We start from the raw sequence: 23,209 nt of genomic DNA, 5'->3' as shown, positions 1-23,209 counted from the left end.
CGCACGCTCGGCCCGGCCCGATCCATAAAGCCGGGGGGAGAGCGCGATGTTCAAGTGGATATGGCCGCTCGCGGCGCTGGTCGCTCTCTCGAGCTGCGTCGGCCCGGGTGCCGACAAGCCGCCTTTCCCGCCGATCGACAAGCCCGCGCCGCCCGCTTTCGAGAGCGCGGTGGCTGCCGGAGTCGCGCCGGGGCCTGCGTTCCGCTCGCTCCGCCTCGATGCGGCCGACGCCTCCGCCGCGCTCACCGCATTCCGCTCCAGTTGCAACTGGCCGTCCGAGAAGGCCGACGCGAGCGGCCTGACCCGGCCCGAGGACTGGCTGCCGGTCTGCACCGCCGCGCTGCGGTGGGATGGTGACGCGCTGACCTTCTTCGAAACCTACTTCGAAACCGCCCGGATCAGCGACGGCGCGGCCTTCGCAACCGGCTATTTCGAGCCCGAGATCCTCGGCAGCCGCACACGCCGCGCAGGCTACGACGTACCCGTCTACCGCCTGCCCGAAGATCTGGTGCGCGCATGGCCCGCCGACATGCCCGAAAGCGAGCGCGAGGGGCGCCCGCCGCTCGGCCGTTACGACGATACGGGCGAGTTCGTGCCTTACTATTCCCGCGCAGAGATAGAGGACGGCGCGCTCGCCGGGCGCGGCCTCGAAATCGCGTGGGCGGCCGATCCGGTCGAGATGTTCTTCCTCCAGATCCAGGGTTCGGGTCTGCTGCGCCTGCCCGACGGCAGCCGGATGCGGATCGGTTATGCGGGGCAGAACGGGCGCGGCTATACCGGGATCGGCGGGCTGATGCGCGAGCGCGGGCTGCTGGGCGACGGGCCGGGCCAGTACCCCGGATCGATGCAGGGCATCGTCCACTACATCCGCGACAACCCGGAGGAAGGCCGCGCACTGATGCGCGAGAACGAGAGCTGGATCTTCTTCCGCGAACTCGACACCTCCGGCCCGCTCGGCTCGCTCGGCGTGCCGGTCACGCGGCAGAATAGCGTTGCGGTCGATCCCCGCTTCGTGCCCTATGGCGCGCCCGTGGTGCTGGAGATGGACCGCCCGGTCGCCTCCGGCATGTGGGTGGCGCAGGATACCGGCGGCGCGATCAAGGGACCCAACCGGTTCGACACCTTCTGGGGCAATGGCGGCGACGCACGCGAGATCGCCGGCGGAATGAGCGCGCGCGGCACTGCGCTGGTGCTCCTGCCCAAGGGGACCGTCGCACGCCTGACCGGGCGATGAGACACGCGCCGCGCGGATTGTCGGAGGAGGAAGCTGCTGCGTGGGCCGCGCTGGCGGCGAGTGTGAAGCCCTTGCATGCTGGAGCGAGATCGAACGCAAAGCGCTCGAAGCCCGAAGGCGAAGGGCCTCCTGCTCGTGTGCCGCCGACCTCACCCCCTCCCCGTGGGGGAGGGGCCGGGGGTGGGGGGGCTGCTCCCACAACCCGCAGAACGCCCCCTCCCAACCCTCCCCCGCGCGGGGGAGGGCTTTCCCGCCCTGCCACCCAGTCTGGATTGGACTCCCACTGGGACCGCCGCCTGAAGGCGGGCGAGATCGCGCCCGATGTCAGCCTCGACCTACACGGCCACGGGCTGGAGCGCGCCTATGACCGATTGATGGATGGGATGGCGCAGGCACGCAGCATGGACGCGCGCACCGTGCTGGTGGTCACCGGCAAGCCGCGCGGCGGGGACGCTGCCGACCGGGGCGAACGGCGCGGCGCGATCCGCGCCAAGATCCTCGACTGGCTCGCAGCGAGCGAACATGGCGGCTCGATCGCCGCCGTGCGCTCCGCACACCGCCGTCACGGGGGCGAGGGCGCGCTGTATATTGTTCTGAGGAGAGGTCGCTGATGGCGCTGCTACGCTCGCGCCCGTTCCTATGTCTGATCCTCGCTCTGCCCGGTGTGTGGATGCTTGGGCGCTGGTGGTTCACGCCGGACCTCTACGGCTACGGACACATCATCGGCGATAGCGGGGACTGGGCAGCGTGGCTGCTGATGGTCACCCTCGCGGTGACGCCCCTGCGGCTGGCACTGCGCCGCAACCGGTTCGTGCAGTATCTGATGCGCAAGCGGCGCGATCTCGGCGTGGCGAGCTTCGCCTATGCCGCCGGGCACACGATCATCTATCTGTGGCGCAAGGCCGATCCCGCGATCATCTGGGATGAGGCGTCGACGCCTTACGTCCTTGCCGGATGGGTCGCGCTGGCGTTGTTCATACCGCTGGCGATCACGTCCAACGATGCGTCGATGCGGATGCTCAAGCGCTCATGGAAGACGCTGCACCGGCTGGTCTATCCTGCCGCGGTGCTGGTGTTCGTGCACTGGGCGCTGTCCGCCTTCGATCCGACCACCGCCTATATCAACATCGCGATACTGGCGGCGATCGAGATCGTCAGGGTCTGGCTGCAATGGCGTCAGAAACGCTCAGCCAGCGCCAGCGTCAAAGCGTGACGTACTGGCGGAAGCGCGCGACTTCCGCTTCGTCGACATACTTGCCGATCTCGCGATCGAACACGCCCATGTCGGCGTAGGGGCGGTATTCCTCGAACTCGTGGACCATCTTGTCGGTCATGCCGGGGACGAGGCGGATTTCCTCTTCGCTGGCGGAGTTCAGGTTGATCGGCACGAACACGTTGACCAGCACGGCCTTGGCTTCGTCCTCGCTCAGCGTTTCCTTCAGCTTGGCGTCGAGATCGGTGACGCTGGCATAGGGCTGACCGGCGACGATCGCGGCGGCGAGTTCGGGCGAAACGCCGTCGACAGCGGCGAGTTCGCTCTCGGTCGCGTCATTGGCGTTGAGCACGGTGGAGGCGGCGTCGGGCGACTCGACCGCATCTGCGTCGGGCGTCGCGGTATCGGTCGCGGCTGTTTCATCGGTGGTCGCTTCGGGAGCTTCCGAGCAGGCGGCGAGCGCCAGTGCGGATGCGGCGACGGGGACGAGGAACTTCAATGTGCGCATAATATGCCTTCCTTTTTGCGAAGGGCTCGCATTAACAGGCTTGGCGGCCATGTCGATGGGCGATTTTGCGCTCGCCCACCGACATCGACCATCAGGGCCTATTGGGCACCCTGCCGCTGCTTGATCGAGTCCGCGCTCGCCATTCCGGGCGCGGTCGACTTGCCGCCGATCATGTCGCGGACCTTGTCCTCGATCCGCTGGCCGATCGTCTTGTCGACGTTCTTCCAGTATTCGAAGGCGCGCACGAGCACCTTCTCGCTCACGCCGTCGGCGAGGTGGCCGGAGACGTTGGAGACGAAGCGGTCGCGCTGTGCGTCGTCCATCACGTCGTTCACCAATGCGCGGGCCTGCGACCAGTCGTCGTCATCCTCGCGCAGGGTATAGGCCTGCCGCACCATGTCGCCATCGGAATACCACGTCGCCTCGCCGCCGACCTGCGGCTGCGCGGCGGGGCCGCCGTAGGAATTGGGCGCGTAGACCGGATCGACCGCGTTCTGCGTGCGCATGTGCCCGGCGCGGCTGTAAGAGTTGACCTCCGCATTCTTCGCCGCGTTGACCGGGATCTGCTTGTAGTTGACGCCCAGCCGCGCGCGGTGCGCATCCGAATAGGAGAAGCCGCGCGCCAGCAGCATCTTGTCGGGCGACAGGCCAATGCCGGGCACCATGTTGTTCGGTTCGAACGCGAGCTGTTCGATCTGCGTATCCCAGTCGACCGGGTTTTCGTTGAGCGTCAGCGTGCCGACCTCAATCAGCGGATAATCCGCGTGCGGCCAGGTCTTGGTCAGGTCGAACGGGTTGATGCGGTAGGTCTTGGCATCCTCGAATGGCATGATTTGCCATTTGAGCGTCCAGCTGGGAAAATCGCCGTCGGCAATCGCGTCGAACAGGTCGCGCCGGTGGTAGTCGCTGTCCTCGCCCGCCTTCTTCACCGCCTCGTCCTGCGTCAGGTGGGCGTTGCCGCTCTCGTCGCCGACATTGGTGTGGAAGTGGAACTTGACCCAGAACTTCTCGCCGTCCTCGTTGATCAGCATGTAGGTGTGGCTGGAATAGCCGTTCATCTCACGCCAGTTCTTCGGCACGCCGCGGTCGCCCATCAGATAGGTGACCTGGTGCGCGCTTTCGGGGCTCAGCGTCCAGAAATCCCACATCATGTCGTGATCGCGCAGGCCGTTATCCGCACGGCGCTTCTGCGAACGGATGAAGTGCTGAAACTTCAGCGGATCGCGAATGAAGAAGATCGGCGTGTTGTTGCCGACCATGTCGAAATTGCCATCCTCGGTGTAGAACTTGACCGAGAAGCCACGCGGATCGCGCCATGTATCGGGGCTGCCGCGCTCGCCCGCCACGGTGGAGAAACGCATCGCGACCTCGCACTCGGCACCGGGCTGGAAGATCTTGGCCTTGGTGTATTTCGAGACGTCGGCGGTGGTCTTCCACGTGCCGAACGCGCCCGAGCCCTTGGCGTGCGGCTGGCGCTCGGGAATCCGCTCGCGATTGAAGTTGGCCATCTGCTCGATCAGGTAGTGATCGTTGAGCACGATCGGGCCATCGGGGCTGATGGTCAGCGAATGCTCGTCGCTCTGGACGGGGATACCGGCATCGGTGGTGGTGGGGGGGACGGTCTTGGCCATGGCGCGCAGCTTTCCTTTTGGGGTAACAGGGGGATAGCGCGCGGGGCGCAGTCCTGTTCCGCGATCGCGCAGCCGTGAAAACCGTTCACTGTCTTCGCTTTTCCCGCACAAGCAAAAGGCCCCCGGCATTGCTGCCGAGGGCCTTCTTCGTCTGGGTCTCTATGCGAGGCCGATCAGTGGTACTTGGCGTAGGTGAGGTCGAAGCGGTCGGCGTCCATCACCTTGGTCCACGCGGCGACGAAGTCCTTCACGAACTTCTCCTCGTTGCCGTTCTCGGCATAGACCTCCGCCACGGCGCGCAGCTGCGAGTTGGAGCCGAACACCAAGTCGGTGCGCGTCGCGTGCCACTTTTCCTCGCCCGAGGCGCGGTCGGTGCCGACGAATTCCTCGTCGCCGCTCTCGTCGACCGTTGCCCACTTCGTGCCCATGTCGAGCAGGTTCACGAAGAAGTCGTTGGTCAGCTGGCCCGGCCGATCGGTCAGCACGCCGATATCATAGCCGTGCTTGGCATGCTTGCTCACTGCGCCCAGCGCACGCATCCCGCCGACCAGCACGGTCATCTCGGGGATCGAGAGGCCGAGCAGGCTGGCACGGTCGATCAGCATGTCCTCGGTCTTCACGCTCGCCTTGGTCTTGAGGTAGTTACGGAAGCCGTCGGCGAAGGGCTCAAGCGGTTCGAAGCTTTCTGCATCGGTCTGCTCTTCGGTCGCATCGCCGCGCCCGGTGGTGACCGGAACCGCGATGTCGAACCCGGCATCCTTCGCCGCCTTCTCGACCGCCGCCGAACCGGCAATCACGATCGCATCGGCCATCGAGATGTCGTCGCGCAGCTCGTCCAACTTGGCGAGGACTTTGCCGAGTTCCTCGGGATCGTTGACCGCCCAGCTCTTCATCGGCTCCATCCGGATGTGCGCGCCGTTGGCGCCGCCACGATGGTCGCTCTTTCGGTAGGTGCTGGCGGAGGCCCACGCCGCCTTCACGAGTTCGCGCACGCTGAGGCCGCTGCGCAGCACCTTGTCCTTGAAGATGTCGACCGCGGTGTCGGACGCCACGCGACCCGTGGGCACCGGGTCCTGCCAGATCAGGTCTTCCGACGGCACATCCGGGCCGAGATAGCGGACCCTGGGCCCCATATCGCGGTGGCACAGCTTGAACCACGCGCGGGCGAAGGCATCGTCGAGCGCGGCCTGGTCGTCGCGGAAGCGTTCGGAGATCTTGCGATAATCCGGGTCCATCTTCAGCGCCATGTCGGCGGTGGTCATCATGGTCGGCACCTTCTTCGAAGGATCGCGCGCGTCGGGCGCCATGTCTTCGGGATCGGGATCGACCGGCTGCCACTGCTGCGCACCCGCAGGGCTCTTCACGAGCTCGTACTCATACTTGAACAGCAGGCGGAAGTAGTCGCCGCCCCACTGTGTCGGGTTGGGCGTCCATGCCCCTTCGAGGCCGGAGGTGGTGATGTGGCCCTTTTCGATCTGCTCGGCATCGGTCGCCCAGCCGAAGCCCATCAGCTGCAGCGCCTCGCTCTCGGGCGATCCGCTCAGCTGGTCGGCGGGCACCGCGCCGTGGCACTTGCCGAAGGCGTGGCCGCCTGCGGTGAGCGCGACGGTTTCTTCGTCGTTCATCGCCATCCGGCTGAAAGTCTCGCGCATGTCGCGTGCCGATTGCAGCGGATCGGGATTGCCGCCGGGGCCTTCGGGATTGACGTAGATCAGCCCCATCTGGATCGCGGCGAGCGGGTTTTCGAGCGCCTTGCCCTCGTCGGGAATGATGCGGGTCTCTACGCCTTCGTCGACCCACTCTTCTTCCGAGCCCCAGTAGATGTCGTTCTCGGGCTCGTAGACGTCCTTGCGGCCGCCGCCGAAGCCGAACACGGGCCCGCCCATGCTCTCGATCGCGACATTGCCGGTCAGGATGAACAGGTCTGCCCAGCTGATGTGCTTCCCGTATTTCTGCTTGATCGGCCACAGCAGACGCCGCGCCTTGTCGAGGTTGCCGTTATCTGGCCAGGAATTGAGCGGAGCGAACCGCTGCTGGCCGCTCGACGCGCCGCCGCGTCCGTCGCCGGTGCGGTACGTGCCCGCCGCGTGCCATGCCATGCGGATGAAGAACGGGCCGTAGTGGCCGTAATCCGCTGGCCACCAGGGCTGGCTGTCGGTCATCAGCGCCTTGAGATCAGCCTTCAGCGCTGCGTAGTCGAGCGCGTTGAACGCCTCGCAATAATCGAAATCCTCGCCCATCGGATCGGGCGACCGCCCGCCTTGGGTGAGGATGTGCAGGTCCAGTGCATCGGGCCACCAGTCCTTGTTGGTGCGCCCCAGCAGCGCGCGCACACCGCCATCGCCATGAAACGGGCATCCGCCGCCCATCGAACCAGTCTTCGCGTCCATCATCCACTCCTTCTCGCGATGCGACTCGCGTCGCCGATGAAGACAGACTGCGCTCGATCCTGTGATTGGTCCAATCGATTAATTGGCTTTGACTAATCACCCTGAGCGATGGCGCGACTCGTGCAAGCCCAAATGCAAAGCGCCGCCATCCGGCTTGCGAATGGCGGCGCTCATGCGTTCGGTGTGGTCTGGGCTCAGGTAGCGGGTGCGACGTCCTGCGGCTCGTCGAGCACTTCGGCCTGCGTGGGATCGCCCGCCGCCGGTTCGACCGAGTCCACCGTCGCGCCAGTTGCCAGCACCCGGTCGATCACGCCCGCCTGCTGCACCTTGCGGAGCGCATCGACGAAGGCGGCATCCCACATCTCCTCGAACCCGCTGTTCGAGAATTTCGCCAGTGTGCCCGAGCCCTCTGTCGTCAGCGTTTCGACCACCTTCGCGCTCCCCCGGTCGTAGAACTGCCATTGGACCTTGATATCGATCGTGCCCTTGAAGCCGTTGACCGAGGAGCAGATGTTGATTGCGGTCGGCGCCATCACCGCGCCCAGCAGGATGTCGCCCTTGTCGTCCGATTCTGCAGCAAACAGATCATCCGAGTCGGAGACTACCGCGACTTCGCCGGTGCCCAGCGCGTCCGAAACCAGACGGTCGTAACGCTCGAAATCCTGCGTCTTCTTTTCCTTGGGCAGCTCGATATTGCTCGGAAAGACGCACAGCGTGCCGCCCTTCACGCGTGCTTCGATCGGTGCGGTTTCGGTGTCGAGCACGACCTTGGCGAGTTGCAGCGATTTGCCTTCGGCGTGAGCCGAGGCGGGCACGGCCAATGCCACCAGCGCGCCCGCGAGCGCGCACTGACTGAACTTCATATTCGGATTTTCCCCCTGAACGATCCCGTCCGCGCCGAAGCCGGACGGGATCGAAAATACATCTGCCCGAAAAATTCGACAAGCAAAATGCGTTGCAGGGGAGGGACTTACGCGGCTTGCGCGATCTCGTCCGCCGGTTCGGTGCGGATGAGGTAGTCGAACGCGGTCAGGCCTGCTTTTGCGCCCTGGCCCATCGCGACCACGATCTGCTTGTAGGGTACGGTCGTCGCATCGCCCGCACCGAAGATGCCGGGCAGGTTGGTTGCGCCGCGCTCGTCGGTGACGATCTCGCCGTGCTTCGACAGTTCGAGCCCGGAGTCCTTCAGCCATTCGGTGTTGGGGACGAGGCCGATCTGGACGAACACGCCCGCCAGCTCGATAGTGCGTTCTTCGCCGCTGTCGCGGTCCTTCACGATCAGGCCGTTAACGCGGCTGCCGTCGCCGGTGATCTCAGTCGTCTGGCCGTTGGTGACGATCTCGACATTATCGAGGCTCTTGAGCTTGCTCACAAGCACCGCATCGGCGCGCAGCTGGGTGTCGAATTCGATCAGCGTCACGTGGTCGACGATCTTGGCGAGGTCGATCGCCGCCTCGACGCCCGAGTTGCCGCCGCCGATCACCGCGATCCGCTTGCCCTTGAACAGCGGGCCGTCGCAGTGCGGGCAGTAGGCCACGCCCTTGTTGCGGTATTCCTGCTCGCCCGGGACGCCCAGATTGCGCCAGCGGGCACCGGTGGCGAGGATGATCGCACGCGCGGTCAGCTCGCCGCCATTGGCGAAGCGGACCTTGTGCATGCCGCCCTCCTGCTTGGCGGGGATCAGCTCCTCGGCCTGGACGAGGTCGATCTTGTCGATCTCGTTTTCCCTGACCTGCTCGTCGAGGTCGGCGGAAAGCTTGGGGCCCTCGGTATAGGCGGTGCCGGGCAGGTTCTCGATCCCGAGCGTGTCCTGCAGCTGCCCGCCGAAGCGTTCGGCAGCTATGCCGGTGCGGAAACCCTTGCGCGCGGTGTAGACCGAGGTCGCGACCCCGGCAGGCCCGCCGCCGATCACCAGCACTTCGTACGGCTCGCGCTCGTTGAGCTTGGCCGCAGCCTTCGCGCCCGCGCCGGTATCGAGCCGTTCGAGGATCTGCGGGAGCTCGATCTTGCCGTTATAGAAACTCTCGCCGTTGAGGAAGGTCGCGGGCACGGCCATGATGTCGCGCGCCTCGACCTCGTCCTTGTACGCGCCGCCCTCGATCAGCGTTGCGGTGATGCGGCTGTTCTCCAGCGCCATCAGCGTGAGCGCCTGAACTACATCCGGGCAGTTGTGGCACGAGAGCGAGAAGAACATCTCGAACTCCAGATCGGTCTCGATCCGGCGGATATCCTCCAGCACATCGGCATCGACCTTGGGCGGATGGCCGCCCGCCCACAGCAGCGCGAGCACCAGCGAGGTGAACTCGTGGCCCATCGGCAGGCCGGCAAAGCGGACCCACTTTTCGGCGTCATTGCCACGACGGATGATGAAGCTGGGCTTGCGTTCGTGGTCGCCGCCCAAGTCCACGCTGACGAGGTCGTGCAGCGCGGCGATTTCTTCGAGCAGCTCGCGCGTCTTCGCCGACGTTTCGTCGTCCCCCAGCGATGCGACGAGCTCCACCGGCTCGCGCAGGTTTTGCAGGTACTGCTTCAGCTGATCGGTCATCTGTGCGTCGAGCATGGGAAAGGACTCCATCGAAAAATGCGTTATTGCGAGCCGCGGGAAGCGGCGTGGCAATCCATCATCGAACGGGTCGGCCTGGACCGGTTCGAACATGGATCGCTTTGTCGTTTCACTCCTCGCGATGACGAGGAGGGCGGGGGGAGTGGAGGCCCGGCGTGTGCCGAGCCTCCGGTAGTATCGCTTAGATCTTGCCGACGAGGTCGAGCGAGGGAGCCAGCGTCTCGCTGCCTTCTTCCCACGCGGCCGGGCAGACCTGGCCGGGGTTCTCGCGCACGTACTGCGCCGCCTTGATCTTGCGGGCGAGTTCGTTGGCATTGCGGCCCACGCCTTCGCAGGTCTGTTCCATGATCTGGATCACACCGTCGGGATCGACCACGAAGGTCGCACGGTCGGCGAGGCCCATTTCCTCACGCAGCACGTCGAAGTTCTTCGACAGCGTGTGCAGCTGGTCGCCGAGGAACGGGAACTTCAGCTTGCCGATCTTGTCGGAGGTGTCGTGCCATGCCTTGTGGCTGAAATGCGTGTCGGTGCTGACGGCATAGACTTCCACGCCCATCTTCTGGAGCATGTCGTACTGCTCGCCGAGGTTTTCCAGCTCGGTCGGGCACACGAAGGTGAAATCCGCCGGGTAGAAGAAGAAGATCGCCCACTTGCCCTTCACGTCCTCGTCGGTGACTTCGAAGAAGTCCTTGCCGGCCTGGAATGCGGTGGCTTTGAACGGTTTGATCTGGCTTCCGATGATACCCATGAATGTCTCCTCTGGGGGTTTGAACTCGACGCCTAGATAGGGACTGCTGCAACGCACAAAAGCGATTTGTGGCGATGGCGGCAATCGGAATTATCGATCAAATTTGTGGAACTTTTCGAGGGTCCCGATAATGAGCGGGCCGGACGCATCGTGCCGCGATTTTCCCTCCCCTGCGCGGCCAGCGTTACGCCAGGGCTTTCAACAGGATGCGCGACAACAGCATCTCCCGATCCGGTCCCGAAATCTCTTTCAGCGCCAGCGGCCCGTCGAGCCGCCCCGAAATGATTAGGTCGGCCAGGCCGTGGACCATCGCCCATGATGCGGCGACCTGCGTCATGGCAGACGGGTGGGCCGAAGGATCGCGGCCCAATACCTCGCGCACGCCATCGAGCAGTTTTCCGAAGGCGGCTTTCGCTGCGATGTCGAAATGGGCATCGCCCCTGTCGGGCTTCTCGGACGAGAACATCAGCCTAAAAAGGTCCGGATTGGCCTCGGCAAAATCGAGATAGCCCAGGCCGATCGCAATAAGCTGCTCCTTCGGGGCGCTCCCGGCGTGGGACTGGCGCGCTTCCTGCGCCTCCACCAGCCGCTCGTATCCGGTCGCGGCGAGCGCGGTCAGCAATCCTCTGGCGCTTTTGAAATGATAGGCGGGGGCACCATGGCTGACACCGGCACGCTTCGCCACCGCCCGCAGGGAAAACGCCTCGATCCCGTTCAGGACCAGCTCTCGCTCCGCCGCCTGCAGCAGCTCGACAGCCAGATTTCCATGATGATAGGTCTTGTCCGTCATCTCGCCCAACCAGCAATGTCTCCCGTTTGACCCCCACTAGCGGAGGAACTTGACAGCGTCTAGATAGGTCGCGATAAGGAATCTAGACAGTGACAAGCCAGATTTTTGGAAACGCTGCCAGGACCGGCCCAGCTCGAACCGCCGAACCTGCAGCCAAGGAGGACTTCGACGATGTTGAGATGCCTGGCCTTCCTCGCGATGATCGCGCTCGCGACCGCCCCGCTGGCCGCGTCGCCGCCTGCCCGGGCAGCCGCCGGCGAGACGCTCGTGATCGAGAATGTCACCGTGATCCCGATGACCAAGGAGGGCGGCGTGCTGCCCAACCGCACCGTGGTTATCGAAGGAGGTCGGATCGTCTCCATCGCACATGCCGCAGACGCAGGCGGTCCGAAGGATGCGAACCGGATCGACGGGACGGGCAAATGGCTGGTCCCGGGTTTCAGCGACATGCATGTGCATATCGGAAACGAGCGCATGCTGCGCCTGCTGGCGCGCAGTCCGGTGCCCGAAGATGGTACAGCCAACATGCAGGACGCCTTCACGCCCTACATCGTCAACGGCGTGCTTCAGGTGTTCGACCTGGCCGCCATGCCCGAGACCGTGGGGCAGCGGATCGCGATCGAGAGTGGTCGTATCCTTGGCCCGCACGTGGCCATGGCGACCATGATCGACAGCAACGATCCGGTCCTGCCCTTCGGGATTACGCATAGTGCAGGCTCGCCCGCGCAGGGGCGGCAGGCGGTCAAAGACGCAGCAGCCGACGGGTTCGAGTTCGTGAAGGTGTATGGCCATCTCGATCTGCCGACCTTTACCGCCATCGTGGAGGAGGCACGCGCGCGGAACATCCGGGTCGTCGGCCATATCCCGCAGCGGGGCGAGGGGATCACCGAGGCCTTCTTCAAGCCCGGTTACGACCTGGTCGTCCATGCAGAGGAATTCGCGCAGCAAACCCGCTCGCCCGACGTCGCGGCAATTCCATCCTACGTGGAGATGGCCAGCAAAAACCGCACGGCGCTTGTCACCACGCTCACCGCCAACGATCGGATCGCGCAAATCGCGCGCGACCCGGACTCGCTCGCCTCGCGCGAAGATCTGTATGTGCTGCCGCCGCAGCTCTACGATCTTTCCGTCAATTCCAATCCCTACGCTGCCCAGTCGAGCGAGGGATATATCGCCTACGCGCAGAGCATCGTGGACTTCAACGGCCCGCTGGTCCGCGCCTTCGCACAGGGTGGTATCCCCGTGCTGACGGGAACCGATGCCGGTATTCCCGGAGTTGCACCCGGCTTCTCGCTGCACGACGAGTTCGAGGCGCTGGCGCAGGCGGGGCTGGACAATCGCCTGATCCTGGAAGGCTCCACCCGGCTCGCCGCCGAGTTTCTGGGTGTCGAGGATGACCGTGGGACGATTGCCGTGGGCAAAAGGGCCGATCTGGTCCTGCTCGATGCCGATCCGTTCGAGGATATCGCGAACACGCGGCAGATCGCAGCGGTGATCCGCGACGGGCGCTATCTGGACCGCGAAGAGCTCGACGCCCTTCTGGCCGATCTGGTTGCGCGAAACCGGAGATAGCGACCCTGCGGCAGCGCGCGCCCTATTCCGCAGCCAGATCGTCCCGCCGCATCCAGCGCGCCTCAGCACCGTAGGATGCAAGCTTCGCCGCGATTGCGGGCGCGTGGCCCTCGCGAAAGCCGAGCCGGTGCCAGAAGCCGTGCGCGCCTTCCACCGCGACCAGCTCCGCCTCGCCAAGCCCGCTGGCCCGGGCGGCGTCGAAAGCGTGCGCGACCAGTCGCTCGCCCAGCCGAAGACCGCGCGCACCCGGCGCGATGGCGAGGTCGTGGATATAGAGCACGTCGCTCGCCCCGGCAGGGCCAGACAGAGTGCCGATCGCGGGCGGGTTCGCCCGCTCCCACCCATGGGCGATCAGATACCCGACCATCGCGCCCGCCCGGCGGGCGGTGAAGCAAAAGGACGGTGAGAGGGCCAGCCGCGCGGCGAACACCGCGGCGTCTTCCTGAAGCGACGCGGGATAGGCCTGCGACTGGATCGTGAGCGCTTCGGGAATATCGCCGGGCTCCATCGGCGCGATCTGCATCTGCGCGCCATCGCCGCCGGTCACCGAACGATCCCTACCCGCACTGCGCTCACTGGAGGAGGCACCCCTTCTTTACCCATTTGACTGAACCAGCCTAATCTTGTCGGGGAACTCGTCTTTGAGCTCATCGAGAACCTCGACCCAGGTCGATCTGTCTCGCTCCGGCAAACCGCACAGATCTCTGTTTTCGATCTCGATCTGGATGACGCTATTGCTGAGGCGAGAATGAAACATGTCCATGAAAGCGTCCCATCCCGTGAAGGAACTGTAGCCTAGGTATGCGGTATCAGTGACGCGGCTGAACAACGCGTCTTTTGAAGTCACATGGGCATCGATGCAGATACGATAGTGTTCACCTTCAAACTCGTGAGCCATGCTGGTTGTGGTAGCCCTTCAATCGTAACAGCAGCGAGGGTGAGTTCGCGAACGATCCCTACCCGCACTGCGCCCGATGCAGCAGCGCCTGGTCTGCCAGCACGCAGGCCATCATCGCTTCGACCACGGGCACGCCGCGGATGCCGACGCAGGGGTCGTGGCGGCCTTTGGTGCTAATCTGGGTTGCCTCTCCCTCGCGGGTGATCGTGTCGACCGGGGTCAGGATCGATGATGTAGGCTTAAACGCCACGCGGCAGGTGACCGGCTGGCCGGTGGCGATGCCGCCTGCGATGCCGCCCGCGTGGTTGGCGGTGAACTCGGGCGGGTCGCCGCCTGCCGAAGGCCGCATCGGGTCGGCGTTCTGTTCGCCCGAGAGGCGCGCGGCGTCGAAGCCGTCGCCGATCTCCACGCCCTTGACCGCGTTGATGCTCATCATCGCCGCCGCCAGCTCGCTGTCGAGCTTGGCGTAGAGCGGCGCGCCCCAGCCTGCGGGCACGCCGGTGGCCACGCACTCGACCACCGCGCCGAGCGAGGAGCCTGCCTTGCGCGCGTCATAGACCAGTTTTTCCCAGCGCGTCGCGGCGTCGGCGTCGGGGCACCAGAAGGGGTTTTGCCCGATCTGGTCGGCGTCGAATTTGGCCGGGTCGATCCGGTCGCCACCGATCTCTGCCACGTAAGCGAGGATGCTCACCTGCGGCACGACCAGCCGCGCGACCGCACCCGCCGCCACGCGCATCGCGGTCTCCCGCGCGCTCGAGCGCCCGCCGCCGCGATAGTCGCGGAAGCCGTACTTGGCATCATAGGTGTAGTCGGCGTGGCCGGGGCGATAGGCCTGCGCGACGTTGGAATAGTCCTTCGAGCGCTGATCGACATTCTCGATCATCAGCGAAATCGGCGTGCCGGTCGTGCGCTGTTTTCCGTCTTGGCCCTCAAACACGCCCGAGAGAATGCGCACCGCATCGGGCTCGCGCCGCTGGGTGGTGAACTTACTCTGCCCCGGCTTGCGCCTGTCGAGCCACGGCTGGATGTCGTCCTCGGTTAGCGCGATGCCCGGCGGGCACCCGTCGACCACCGCGCCGATCGCAGGCCCATGGCTTTCCCCCCAGGTGGTGAAGCGGAAGACCCGCCCGAATGTGTTCCAGCTCATGACGCGAAGCGTTGCCTCAACAGCCCGGTGCTGTCCACGCCCCGCACCGGGCAAGGGCATTTTCCTACTCCGCAGGGGCGCGATAGGGTCGCTGCTGCTCTTTGCCATCGTCGGTTCAGCGGGTTCCTCGCAAGTGATCGCTTCACGCGATCAAACTGCGCTCACTGATCGAGTGGATTTCAACCCTTGGACAGTGTGTCAGGTGTGTCAGGTGTGTCAGGCCCGCTGTGCCGATGTGGCAAATCCGCGCGCAGCGCTGGCAATGCGAGTCGGAGTAGGGCAGGAACAAACCATGATTGCAAAGCTCACAGGAACGCTAGACGCGACCGGCCCGGACTGGGCGGTGATCGACGTGGGCGGGGTGGGCTACCTCGTCCACTGCTCGACCCGCACGCTCGACGCGTTGGGATCGGAAGGCGGCGAGGCGCGGCTGTTCACCGACCTGCAGGTGAGCGAGAACGACATGCGCCTGCTCGGGTTCGCCGAAGCGGCGGAGCGCGACTGGTTCCGCCTGCTCACATCGGTGCAGGGCGTGGGCAGCAAGGTCGCGCTGGCGATCCTCTCCGTCCTGTCGGCAGGCGAGGTGCAGGCGGCCTGCGCCAGCGGCGACGCGGCGATGGTCGCGCGGGCGAACGGCGTCGGGCCCAAGCTGGCAGGCCGGATCGTCAACGAGTTGCACGACAAGGCGGGCGCGCTGCCCGTCGCCCCGGGCGGGGTGGCGATGGCCGCTCCCAAAGGCGGGGCGAGCGCGGACGCGGTCTCCGCGCTGGAGAACCTGGGCTTCAAGCCCGCGATCGCCGCCAAGGCCGTGGCCGAAGCAATGGGCGAGCTGGGCGAAGGCGCGAGCGAGGGCGAGCTGATCCGCGTGGCGCTGAAGAAGGCGGCGGGGTGATGGAGATGGGTATGAGAGTGACACTGATGGCGGTTGTAGCTCTGGCGGTCGGCGCGCCTGCGGCGGCGCAGGACGTCTCCTACGGCCCGGTGTTCGAAGACTTCGGCCCCGTGGCGGACGTGCCCGATGCCGACTTCGCCATTCCCGAGAACGCGAGCTTCCACGTGGCGTTCGACGTGTCGCGCGCTGCCGAGGAGGGCAAGCTCAACCGCGGGTTCGAGAGCGCGGCGCGCCTCATCAACATGCACGCGCGCGCCGGGGTTGCGCCGATGCAAAACCGCGCGGCGGTGGTCGTCCACGGCGCTGCGGTGCTCGACCTGCTCACCGACGCCGCTTGGGTAGCGCGCGATCGCGGCGAAGCGAACCCCTCGGGCGCTGCGGTGCGCGCAATGATCGACCAGGGCGTGCGCTTCATCGTCTGCGGCCAGAGCGCGGCCGGGCAGGGCGTGGCGAAGTCCGAACTGATCCCCGGCGTGGAACTCGCCCTCTCCGCCATGACCGCCCACGCGCTGCTCCAGCAGCAGGGCTATACGGTGAACCCGTTTTGAGCCTCACCACCCCTCCCGTCACCCTGAACTTGTTTCAGGGTCCAGCCTGCCGCTCGTCCGGAAGAATCGGCTCGAAGCCCAGGCCGAGCGACAGGTCGCGCCAGTCCGGGTTCTCGCGGGCGATCAGGTTGAGCTTCCAGTCGCGGTGCCAGTTCTTGAGCTGCTTCTCGCGCTTGATCGCCGATTCCATCGTGTCGAACAATTCGAAGTGGGCCAACCGATGCACGGCGTAGCTTTTGGTAAACCCCTCGACCGCGCCCTCGCGGTGCTGCCACAGGCGGGCAACCAGATCGGAGGTGACGCCGATGTAGAGCGTGCCGAAGGGCTTACTCGCGAGGATGTAGACGCAGGGCTGCTTCTCGGTCGGCATAAGGCGGAGATTGCCGCTGGCTGGATGCTGAAACAAGTTCAGCATGACGTTATGGGGGCGGTGTGACCGACCAGCCCCTCCACACGCCCGAACGTCTGCCGGACGATCCCGATGCGGCGCTGCGGCCCAAAAGCCTCACCGAGTTCATTGGGCAGGAGGCTGCGCGCGAGAACCTTGGCGTGTTCATCGCGGCGGCGAAGACCCGCGGCGAGGCGATGGATCATACGCTGTTCTTCGGACCGCCGGGGCTGGGCAAGACAACGCTGGCGCAGATCGTCGCGCGCGAGCTGGGGGCGGGGTTCCGCTCGACCAGCGGGCCGGTGATCGCCAAAGCGGGCGATCTCGCCGCGCTGCTGACCAATCTGGAACCGCACGACGTGCTCTTCATCGACGAGATCCACCGCCTCAATCCGGTGGTTGAGGAAGTGCTCTACCCCGCGATGGAGGACCGCGCGCTCGACCTCATGATCGGCGAGGGGCCTTCGGCGCGATCCGTCCGGATCGACCTGCCGCCCTTCACGCTGATCGGCGCGACCACGCGGCAGGGCCTGCTGACGACACCCTTGCGCGATCGCTTCGGCATTCCGGTGCGCCTCAACTTCTACACGCACGAGGAGCTGGAGCGGGTGGTGACGCGCGGCGCAAACAAGCTGGGCCTCAGCATCCAACCCGATGGCGCGCGCGAGATCGCCCGCCGTTCACGCGGCACACCGCGTGTTGCAGGCCGCCTGCTCCGCCGCGTGCGCGACTTTGCCAGCGTCGACAACGCGCCGAGCATCACCGCGCAGGTCGCCGACAGCGCGTTGACCAAGCTGGAGGTCGATTCGCTCGGCCTCGACGCGATGGACCGCCGCTACCTCACCATGATCGCGGAGACCTATGGCGGCGGCCCGGTGGGGATCGAGACGCTGGCGGCGGGCCTCGCCGAGCCGCGCGACACACTGGAGGATGTGGTCGAGCCCTTCCTGATCCAGCTCGGGCTGGTCGCACGCACCGCGCGGGGGCGTTGTCTCAATCCGGGCGGCTGGAAGCACCTGGGGCTCGATTCGCCTGCCCCGCAGGCGCCGGGGGGCGATTCGGGCGACCTGTTTGCTGGCAAGCCGTGAGTCCCACGTAACCACTTCCCATGTCGGGGTGCCAGCATGGGACAGGTCGACCGACTGGGTGGCGTCGCCTTGCGAATCCGACCGCAAAAACAACATTTTCTTGGTTAACCGCGTTGCGATGAACGCCAACCATAGCGCCTAATGCATACAGGCGCACTTTCACTCCGCCCGTCGGAACCGCCGACGGCAACGGTTTATAAAGCGCTCCAACTTAAAGAGCCTGGCATTATGTCGATGAAGATCGCCCTCGCAAAACTCTCCGCAGCCGCTGCGGGCACCGCCGTCATTGCCGGCGGCGCGCTCCATGTGGCAGAGGAACAGGTCGGCGCGACCGACTACAAGTCGGTCAAGGACACTCCGGCGCTTCGCTACGTCAAGGAAGACCGCGTGGTCGAACGCGAGGTGCCGCGCACCACGCTGCGCAAGCGGCGGGTCGTGCGGCGCACGGTCGAGTGCGTGCCGGAAAGCCTGGCAGGCGGTTCGGGCGTCGGGGCGGGCGAGAAGATCGTCTATGATGCGCGCGGCAGCTATTCCTATGACGACCGGGATCTTGCCGCTGCGGCGGATGCCTGCGCCCAATACGGCGATGGTGCCTCGCGCACGGTCGTTGCGGTCGCGCCTGCGGCACTGCCGGTCGGCGGCGGTTTCGTCGGTGGCGGCGGTGGCCAGGGTGGCGGTGTGGCGGTCGCCGGTGGCGGCGGCGGTGGCGGTTTCGGCGGTGGCTTCTTCGGCGGCTTCTTCGGCGGCGGCGGCAGCGGCGGCAACATCTCGATCAGTACCACGACCGGCGGGGTCGGGTCTTCGGGCACGAGCGGCGGCATCGACATCGACATCGATGTGGGCGCATCGACCTCTACCTCGACTTCGGGCGGTTCCACCTCGACTTCAACCTCGGGCGGATCGACATCAACGTCTACCGGCGGGCTGACCTCCACCACGAGCAGTTCCTCGACCACTGGCGGCGTTTCCACTTCGACCGGAGGTGTCTCGACATCGACCGGCGGCGTAAGCACTTCGACAGGTGGAGTGAGCACCTCGAGCGGTGTCAGTACCTCGACCGGCGGGGTCAGCACCTCGTCGTCGACCTCCTCGTCCACGTCCGGCAATCCGTCCAGTTCGACCAGCTCGAGCTCGTCGGGTAACGTCTCCAGTTCGTCGTCTGGTGATGTGTCGAGCTCGTCCTCGGGCGATGTTTCCAGTTCGTCCTCGGGTGATGTTTCCAGCTCCTCGTCGACCTCGGGCGACGTTTCGAGTTCGTCCTCCACCTCGGGCGACGTCAGCAGTTCGTCCTCGACCTCGGGTGACGTAAGCAGTTCGTCCTCGACCTCGGGGGACGTCTCCAGCTCCTCCTCGACCTCGGGTGACGTCAGCACCAGTTCGGGCAATTCGAGCAGCGGGCATCCGCCGAGCAGTTCGGGTCACCCACCCAGCTCCTCCGGCTGGAGCAGCACCGGCGGATCGGGTGGCAGCAGCGGGCATCCGGTCCCGGCGCCGCCGGTCGGCCTGCTGTTCGGTGCCGCCGCGCTGGCGGTCATCACCCGCCGCAAGTGGGCTTCCAAGACCAACGACTGAACCGCGCTCCGGCGCCGTGTCGACAAACGAACGGGACGGCGCATTCTTGCGCCGTGACCTGGGCGGGGGCGGCTTGCCAGGAGCAGCCTCCGCCCTTTGATTTTCGCAGCACATACGAAAAGGCCCGGCCAAATTGGCCGGGCCTTTCGTTTGCCGTTGAGCCTGATGCTTACTGGCTCGCGAGCTTGCGGATCACGTACTGGAGGATGCCGCCGTTGCGGTAGTAGTCCAGCTCGTTCTCGGTATCGATCCGGCACTTCGCGGTGAAGCTGAAGGTGCTGCCGTCTTCGCGGATCACGTCCACGGTTACGTCCTGTGCCGGCTTGAGGTCGGCAAGGCCGCGGATCGTGAAGCTGTCGGTGGCCTTAAGGCCCAGCGTCTCGCGGGTCTCGCCATCCTTGAACTGAAGCGGCAGCACGCCCATCCCGACGAGGTTGGAGCGGTGGATACGCTCGTAGCTCTCGACGATCACGGCGCGCACGCCGAGCAGGATGGTGCCCTTGGCGGCCCAGTCGCGGCTTGAGCCGGTGCCGTATTCCTTGCCCCCGATCACGACCAGCGGCGTGCCGTCTTCCTTGTGACGCATCGCTGCGTCGTAGATCGGCATCTGTTCGCCCTTGTAAGTGGTGTAACCACCCTCGACGCCCGGGACCATCTCGTTCTTGATGCGGATATTGGCGAATGTGCCGCGCATCATCACGTCGTGGTTACCGCGGCGCGAGCCGTAGGAATTGAAGTCCGCCTTCGCGACCTGGTGGCTCTTCAGATACTCGCCTGCGGGGCTGTCCTCCTTGATCGAACCGGCCGGGCTGATGTGGTCGGTGGTGACCGAATCGCCGAGGATGGCGAGCGGCTTGGCATCGTTGATGTCCGCCACCGGCTCGGGGTCCATCTTCATCCCGTCGAAGAACGGCGGGCTGGCGACGTAGGTGCTGGTCGGGTTCCACTTGTAGGTGTCGCTCGGCTCCACCGTGATCGCGCGCCAGTGCTCGTCACCTTCGTACACGTTGGCGTAGCGGTCGACGAACATGTCGCGGCTCACATTGGCTGCGCGCAGATCGGCGACTTCCTGGTTGGTCGGCCAGATGTCCGCCAGCATCACCGGCTTGCCATGCTGGTCTTCACCCAGCGGTGTGTCGATAATGTCCTGCGTCACCGTGCCTTTGATTGCGTAGGCGACCACCAGCGGCGGCGAGGCGAGGAAGTTGGCGCGCACATCGGGGCTGACGCGGCCTTCGAAGTTGCGGTTGCCCGAGAGAACGGAGGCCGCAACGATATCGTTCGAATTGATCGCCTTGCTGAGCGCGGGGGCGAGCGGACCGGAGTTGCCGATACAGGTGGTGCAGCCGTAGCCGACCAGATCGAAGCCCATCGCGTCCAGATCATCCTGCAGGCCCGACTTTACCAGGTAGTCGGTGACCACCTGCGATCCGGGGGCGAGCGAAGTCTTGACCCACGGCTTGGGCTTGAGACCCTTTTCGCGCGCCTTCTTGGCGACCAGACCGGCGGCGATCAGCACGTCGGGGTTGGAGGTATTGGTGCAGCTGGTGATCGCCGCGATCACCACGTCGCCGTCGCCCACATCGTGGTGCGTGTTCTCGACGTCGACCCGCAGCGGTTCAGACTTGTTGTAGATTTCCTTGAGGTCGCGATTGAACAGCTCGTCCACCTCGGGAAGCGCGACCTTGTCCTGCGGACGCTTGGGTCCGGCAAGGCTCGGAACGACCTTCGAGAGGTCGAGTTCGATCGTGCTGGAGAACACCGGCTCGACATCGGGATGGACCCACAGGCCCTGTTCCTTGGCATAGGCTTCGGCGAGCGCGATCTCATGCTCTTCGCGGCCCGTCAGGCGCAGGTATTCGAGGGTCTTGTCGTCGATGCCGAAGAAGCCGCAGGTCGCGCCGTATTCGGGCGACATGTTGGACAGCGTGGCGCGGTCCGCGAGGCTGAGCGATTCGAGGCCCGGGCCGTAATATTCGACGAACTTGCCGACGACGCCGTGCGCGCGCAGCATCTGCGTGGCGGTCAGCACGAGGTCGGTCGCGGTGACGCCTTCGGCCAGCTTGCCGGTGAACTTGAAGCCGACCACTTCGGGGATCAGCATCGAGATCGGCTGGCCGAGCATCGCGGCTTCCGCTTCGATCCCGCCCACGCCCCAGCCGAGCACGCCGAGGCCGTTGACCATCGTGGTGTGGCTGTCGGTGCCGACGCAGGTGTCGGGATAGGCGACCATCTGGCCGTCAGGCCCTTCGCTCGCCCAGGTGCAGCGCGCGATATATTCGAGGTTCACCTGGTGGCAGATGCCGGTGCCCGGAGGCACGGCGGAGAAGTTCTCGAAGCTCTTGGAACCCCACTTGAGGAAGTCGTAACGCTCCGCATTGCGGGCGTATTCGAGCTCCATGTTGGCTTCCATCGCCTTGGGATGGCCGAACTCGTCGACCATCACCGAGTGGTCGATGACGAGGTTCACGGGAACCTGCGGATTGATCTTCTGGGTGTCGCCGCCCAGCGACTTGATGGCGTCGCGCATCGCGGCAAGGTCGACCACGCAGGGAACGCCGGTGAAGTCCTGCAGCAGCACGCGCGCGGGGCGATACTGGATTTCGCCGCCCGTCACCGGATTGTTGACCCGGTCCGCGATTTCCTTCGCATTGTCGACCGAGACCGTGTGGCCGCCGTCTTCGAACCGGAGCATGTTCTCCAGCAGCACCTTGAGGCTGAAGGGCAGGCGGGAAACATCGCCCAGCTGCTCCGCCGCCTTGGCGAGCGAGTAATAGGCGTAATCCTTGCCATCGACGGTGAGAGTGCTGCGGGTACCGAGAGTGTCCTTGCCGACCTGGGTCATAGCGTGGGCGGTCCTTTCATGTTGCTTCTGGTGGCGGCCTGTCTTGCGACTAACGGGCGGGACGCCGGTATGTGCCGGGAATATGTGCCGCGCGCTTGGCCCGTACGGGTGCGAAAATCAAGCGTCCCCGCGAAAGAGGGCTGCCGGCTCAGGGTGCCGCGGTCTCCGCTCCGCCCAACGGACGGGCAGGCGCGCGGCCTCTGGTGACCGCGATATAGGTGCCGATCACGATCATCGCCACGCCCGCTAGCGTGCCCGCACTCACTCTTTCGCCGAAGAACAGCCAGCCGAACAGCGCGGCCCAGCAGAAGCCGGAATATTCGACCGGCAACAGGGCCTGCGCCTCTGCCCGGGCGTAGGCCCAGGCAATCGTCATCGCGCCGCCCACGGTGAGCAGTCCTGCGGCCAGCAGGCTCGGCTGGACGGATACGGGCGGGGCGACCAGCAGCCAAGGGGCGGCAAGACCCAGCACCAGCGTCGATACGCCCCCGTGAAACGCGGCGACCTCCAGCGGCCCGGCGCGCTGCGACTGCTGGCGGATGATGATGAAGTTGAGCGCGTAGAGCACCGTCGAGATCAGGATCGCGCCAAGGCCGACCAGCGCCTCCTCATCCAGTCTGCCGCGCCCGAACTGCCCGCCCACGATCACCAGCGCGCCGGCAAAACTGATCAGCGAGGCCAGCACCGCACGGCGGGTGACTGTCTCGCCGAGCAGGATTGCCGCAAGGTACAGCGCGATCAGCGGGGCGATGAAGGAAATCGCGATGGTCTCGGCGATCGGCAGCCTGGTCAGCGCGAAGAAGAAGCTCAGCCCCATGAAGGCAGAGCACACGCCGCGCAGCACGTGCAGGCGTATGGTCCCTGCGTCCGGCCAGCGGGTGCGTCGGGCCAGCCATAACGGCATCGCGATGGCGGTAGACAGACTGGCGCGTATCAGTGCGGCGGAATAGGCCCCGATCGCCAGCGATGCGTCCTTCATGAAGGCATCCATCAGCGAGAGCATCGCGACGCCTGCAAGCGCGACCGCGAATGGGGCAAGGGTGGCGGACCGGGACATTGCTCATGCCCTATCCCAAGCTCTGCCGACCGTCACCGATGTGCCGCAGATCGTGCGTAAATTCAGGTTGGATAAATGCTTGCAGCTTGATGATTGCCCATAAATTCGCGAGGCTTCTGCCCGCA

General features: G+C 65.5%; 21 protein-coding genes. 8 read left to right on the top strand and 13 right to left on the bottom strand.

The genetic code is table 11. The features are described 5' to 3' along the window. Positions 1 to 46: 46 nt before the first annotated feature. The 3 genes from mltA to KYN89_RS05435 all read left to right on the top strand — a co-directional run bounded on the left by mltA (position 47) and on the right by KYN89_RS05435 (position 2,447). Positions 47 to 1,234 carry a murein transglycosylase A gene (gene mltA / locus KYN89_RS05445; RefSeq protein WP_222824177.1) on the top strand — a complete coding sequence of 396 codons (1,188 nt, stop codon included), beginning with the start codon at positions 47 to 49 and terminating at the stop codon, positions 1,232 to 1,234. A 272-nt stretch (positions 1,235 to 1,506) separates the two neighbouring features. Continuing rightward, positions 1,507 to 1,845, top strand: a complete 339-nt coding sequence (locus KYN89_RS15470; protein WP_306464957.1) for a Smr/MutS family protein — start codon at positions 1,507 to 1,509, stop codon at positions 1,843 to 1,845. Continuing rightward, positions 1,845 to 2,447, top strand: a complete 603-nt coding sequence (locus KYN89_RS05435) for a protein-methionine-sulfoxide reductase heme-binding subunit MsrQ (RefSeq protein WP_222824175.1) — start codon at positions 1,845 to 1,847, stop codon at positions 2,445 to 2,447. Before KYN89_RS15470 ends, KYN89_RS05435 begins: the two co-directional genes overlap by 1 nt. On the opposite strand, the gene KYN89_RS05430 is transcribed toward KYN89_RS05435, so the two are convergent. The 7 genes from KYN89_RS05430 to KYN89_RS05400 form a co-directional block, all read right to left on the bottom strand. Beyond that, positions 2,437 to 2,955, bottom strand: coding sequence for a helix-hairpin-helix domain-containing protein (locus tag KYN89_RS05430; RefSeq protein WP_054525254.1), 519 nt, complete (start codon positions 2,953 to 2,955; stop codon positions 2,437 to 2,439). The genes KYN89_RS05435 and KYN89_RS05430 overlap by 11 nt on opposite strands. 98 nt (positions 2,956 to 3,053) lie before the next feature. Continuing rightward, positions 3,054 to 4,586 carry a catalase gene (locus KYN89_RS05425; protein ID WP_222824174.1) on the bottom strand — a complete coding sequence of 511 codons (1,533 nt, stop codon included), beginning with the start codon at positions 4,584 to 4,586 and terminating at the stop codon, positions 3,054 to 3,056. Positions 4,587 to 4,759: 173 nt separating this feature from the next. Next, positions 4,760 to 6,976 (bottom strand): catalase/peroxidase HPI, encoded by a 2,217-nt coding sequence (gene katG, locus KYN89_RS05420; RefSeq protein WP_222824173.1) that lies wholly within the window; start codon positions 6,974 to 6,976, stop codon positions 4,760 to 4,762. Between the two features lie 194 nt (positions 6,977 to 7,170). Next, positions 7,171 to 7,839, bottom strand: a complete 669-nt coding sequence (locus tag KYN89_RS05415) for a hypothetical protein (protein ID WP_222824172.1) — start codon at positions 7,837 to 7,839, stop codon at positions 7,171 to 7,173. A 107-nt stretch (positions 7,840 to 7,946) separates the two neighbouring features. Next, entirely contained in the window at positions 7,947 to 9,536 is a 1,590-nt protein-coding gene (ahpF, locus tag KYN89_RS05410) for an alkyl hydroperoxide reductase subunit F (protein ID WP_222824171.1), read from the bottom strand. 184 nt (positions 9,537 to 9,720) lie between these two features. Continuing rightward, positions 9,721 to 10,287: an alkyl hydroperoxide reductase subunit C gene (gene ahpC, locus KYN89_RS05405; RefSeq protein ID WP_010235851.1), complete on the bottom strand. Its 567-nt coding sequence runs from the start codon at positions 10,285 to 10,287 to the stop codon at positions 9,721 to 9,723. Positions 10,288 to 10,471: 184 nt separating this feature from the next. After that, on the bottom strand, positions 10,472 to 11,077 hold the full coding sequence (locus tag KYN89_RS05400; RefSeq protein ID WP_222824170.1) for a TetR/AcrR family transcriptional regulator: 606 nt from the start codon (positions 11,075 to 11,077) through the stop codon (positions 10,472 to 10,474). 171 nt (positions 11,078 to 11,248) lie between these two features. Between KYN89_RS05400 and KYN89_RS05395 the strand changes: the two genes are divergently transcribed. Then, positions 11,249 to 12,649: an amidohydrolase family protein gene (locus KYN89_RS05395; RefSeq protein ID WP_222824169.1), complete on the top strand. Its 1,401-nt coding sequence runs from the start codon at positions 11,249 to 11,251 to the stop codon at positions 12,647 to 12,649. 22 nt (positions 12,650 to 12,671) lie between these two features. On the opposite strand, the gene KYN89_RS05390 is transcribed toward KYN89_RS05395, so the two are convergent. The 3 genes from KYN89_RS05390 to aroC are packed head-to-tail and all read right to left on the bottom strand — an operon-like array spanning position 12,672 to position 14,694. After that, entirely contained in the window at positions 12,672 to 13,196 is a 525-nt protein-coding gene (locus tag KYN89_RS05390) for a GNAT family N-acetyltransferase (protein WP_222824168.1), read from the bottom strand. Between the two features lie 48 nt (positions 13,197 to 13,244). Continuing rightward, on the bottom strand, positions 13,245 to 13,547 hold the full coding sequence (locus tag KYN89_RS05385; protein ID WP_222824167.1) for a hypothetical protein: 303 nt from the start codon (positions 13,545 to 13,547) through the stop codon (positions 13,245 to 13,247). Positions 13,548 to 13,605: 58 nt separating this feature from the next. Then, positions 13,606 to 14,694, bottom strand: coding sequence for a chorismate synthase (gene aroC, locus KYN89_RS05380; RefSeq protein WP_222824166.1), 1,089 nt, complete (start codon positions 14,692 to 14,694; stop codon positions 13,606 to 13,608). A 292-nt stretch (positions 14,695 to 14,986) separates the two neighbouring features. On the opposite strand from aroC, the gene ruvA reads away from it, so the two are divergent. Both ruvA and KYN89_RS05370 read left to right on the top strand, forming a co-directional pair. Then, complete coding sequence (gene ruvA / locus KYN89_RS05375; RefSeq protein ID WP_222824165.1) at positions 14,987 to 15,586, top strand: Holliday junction branch migration protein RuvA; 600 nt, start codon at positions 14,987 to 14,989, stop codon at positions 15,584 to 15,586. Between the two features lie 26 nt (positions 15,587 to 15,612). Next, positions 15,613 to 16,134 (top strand): DsrE family protein, encoded by a 522-nt coding sequence (locus tag KYN89_RS05370; protein WP_222824164.1) that lies wholly within the window; start codon positions 15,613 to 15,615, stop codon positions 16,132 to 16,134. 34 nt (positions 16,135 to 16,168) lie between these two features. Here KYN89_RS05370 and KYN89_RS05365 read toward each other — a convergent pair whose 3' ends face one another. Further along, on the bottom strand, positions 16,169 to 16,549 hold the full coding sequence (locus KYN89_RS05365) for a GIY-YIG nuclease family protein (RefSeq protein ID WP_222824163.1): 381 nt from the start codon (positions 16,547 to 16,549) through the stop codon (positions 16,169 to 16,171). A 17-nt stretch (positions 16,550 to 16,566) separates the two neighbouring features. Between KYN89_RS05365 and ruvB the strand changes: the two genes are divergently transcribed. After that, a complete protein-coding gene (gene ruvB / locus KYN89_RS05360) occupies positions 16,567 to 17,610 on the top strand; it encodes a Holliday junction branch migration DNA helicase RuvB (RefSeq protein WP_222824162.1) in 1,044 nt (347 codons plus the stop codon). A 228-nt stretch (positions 17,611 to 17,838) separates the two neighbouring features. Beyond that, positions 17,839 to 19,182, top strand: a complete 1,344-nt coding sequence (locus KYN89_RS05355) for a hypothetical protein (RefSeq protein WP_222824161.1) — start codon at positions 17,839 to 17,841, stop codon at positions 19,180 to 19,182. A gap of 169 nt (positions 19,183 to 19,351) precedes the next feature. Here KYN89_RS05355 and acnA read toward each other — a convergent pair whose 3' ends face one another. Continuing rightward, on the bottom strand, positions 19,352 to 22,027 hold the full coding sequence (acnA, locus tag KYN89_RS05350; protein ID WP_222824160.1) for an aconitate hydratase AcnA: 2,676 nt from the start codon (positions 22,025 to 22,027) through the stop codon (positions 19,352 to 19,354). 148 nt (positions 22,028 to 22,175) lie between these two features. Then, positions 22,176 to 23,084 carry a DMT family transporter gene (locus KYN89_RS05345; RefSeq protein ID WP_222824159.1) on the bottom strand — a complete coding sequence of 303 codons (909 nt, stop codon included), beginning with the start codon at positions 23,082 to 23,084 and terminating at the stop codon, positions 22,176 to 22,178. Between the last annotated feature and the right edge of the window lie 125 nt (positions 23,085 to 23,209).

It is taken from the genome of Alteriqipengyuania abyssalis (genome assembly GCF_019857185.1).
GTDB classification, from domain to species: Bacteria; Pseudomonadota; Alphaproteobacteria; order Sphingomonadales; family Sphingomonadaceae; genus Alteriqipengyuania; species Alteriqipengyuania abyssalis.
Note: the sequence above shows the minus strand (reverse complement) of the source record. Positions and strands in the feature narration are given on the sequence as shown.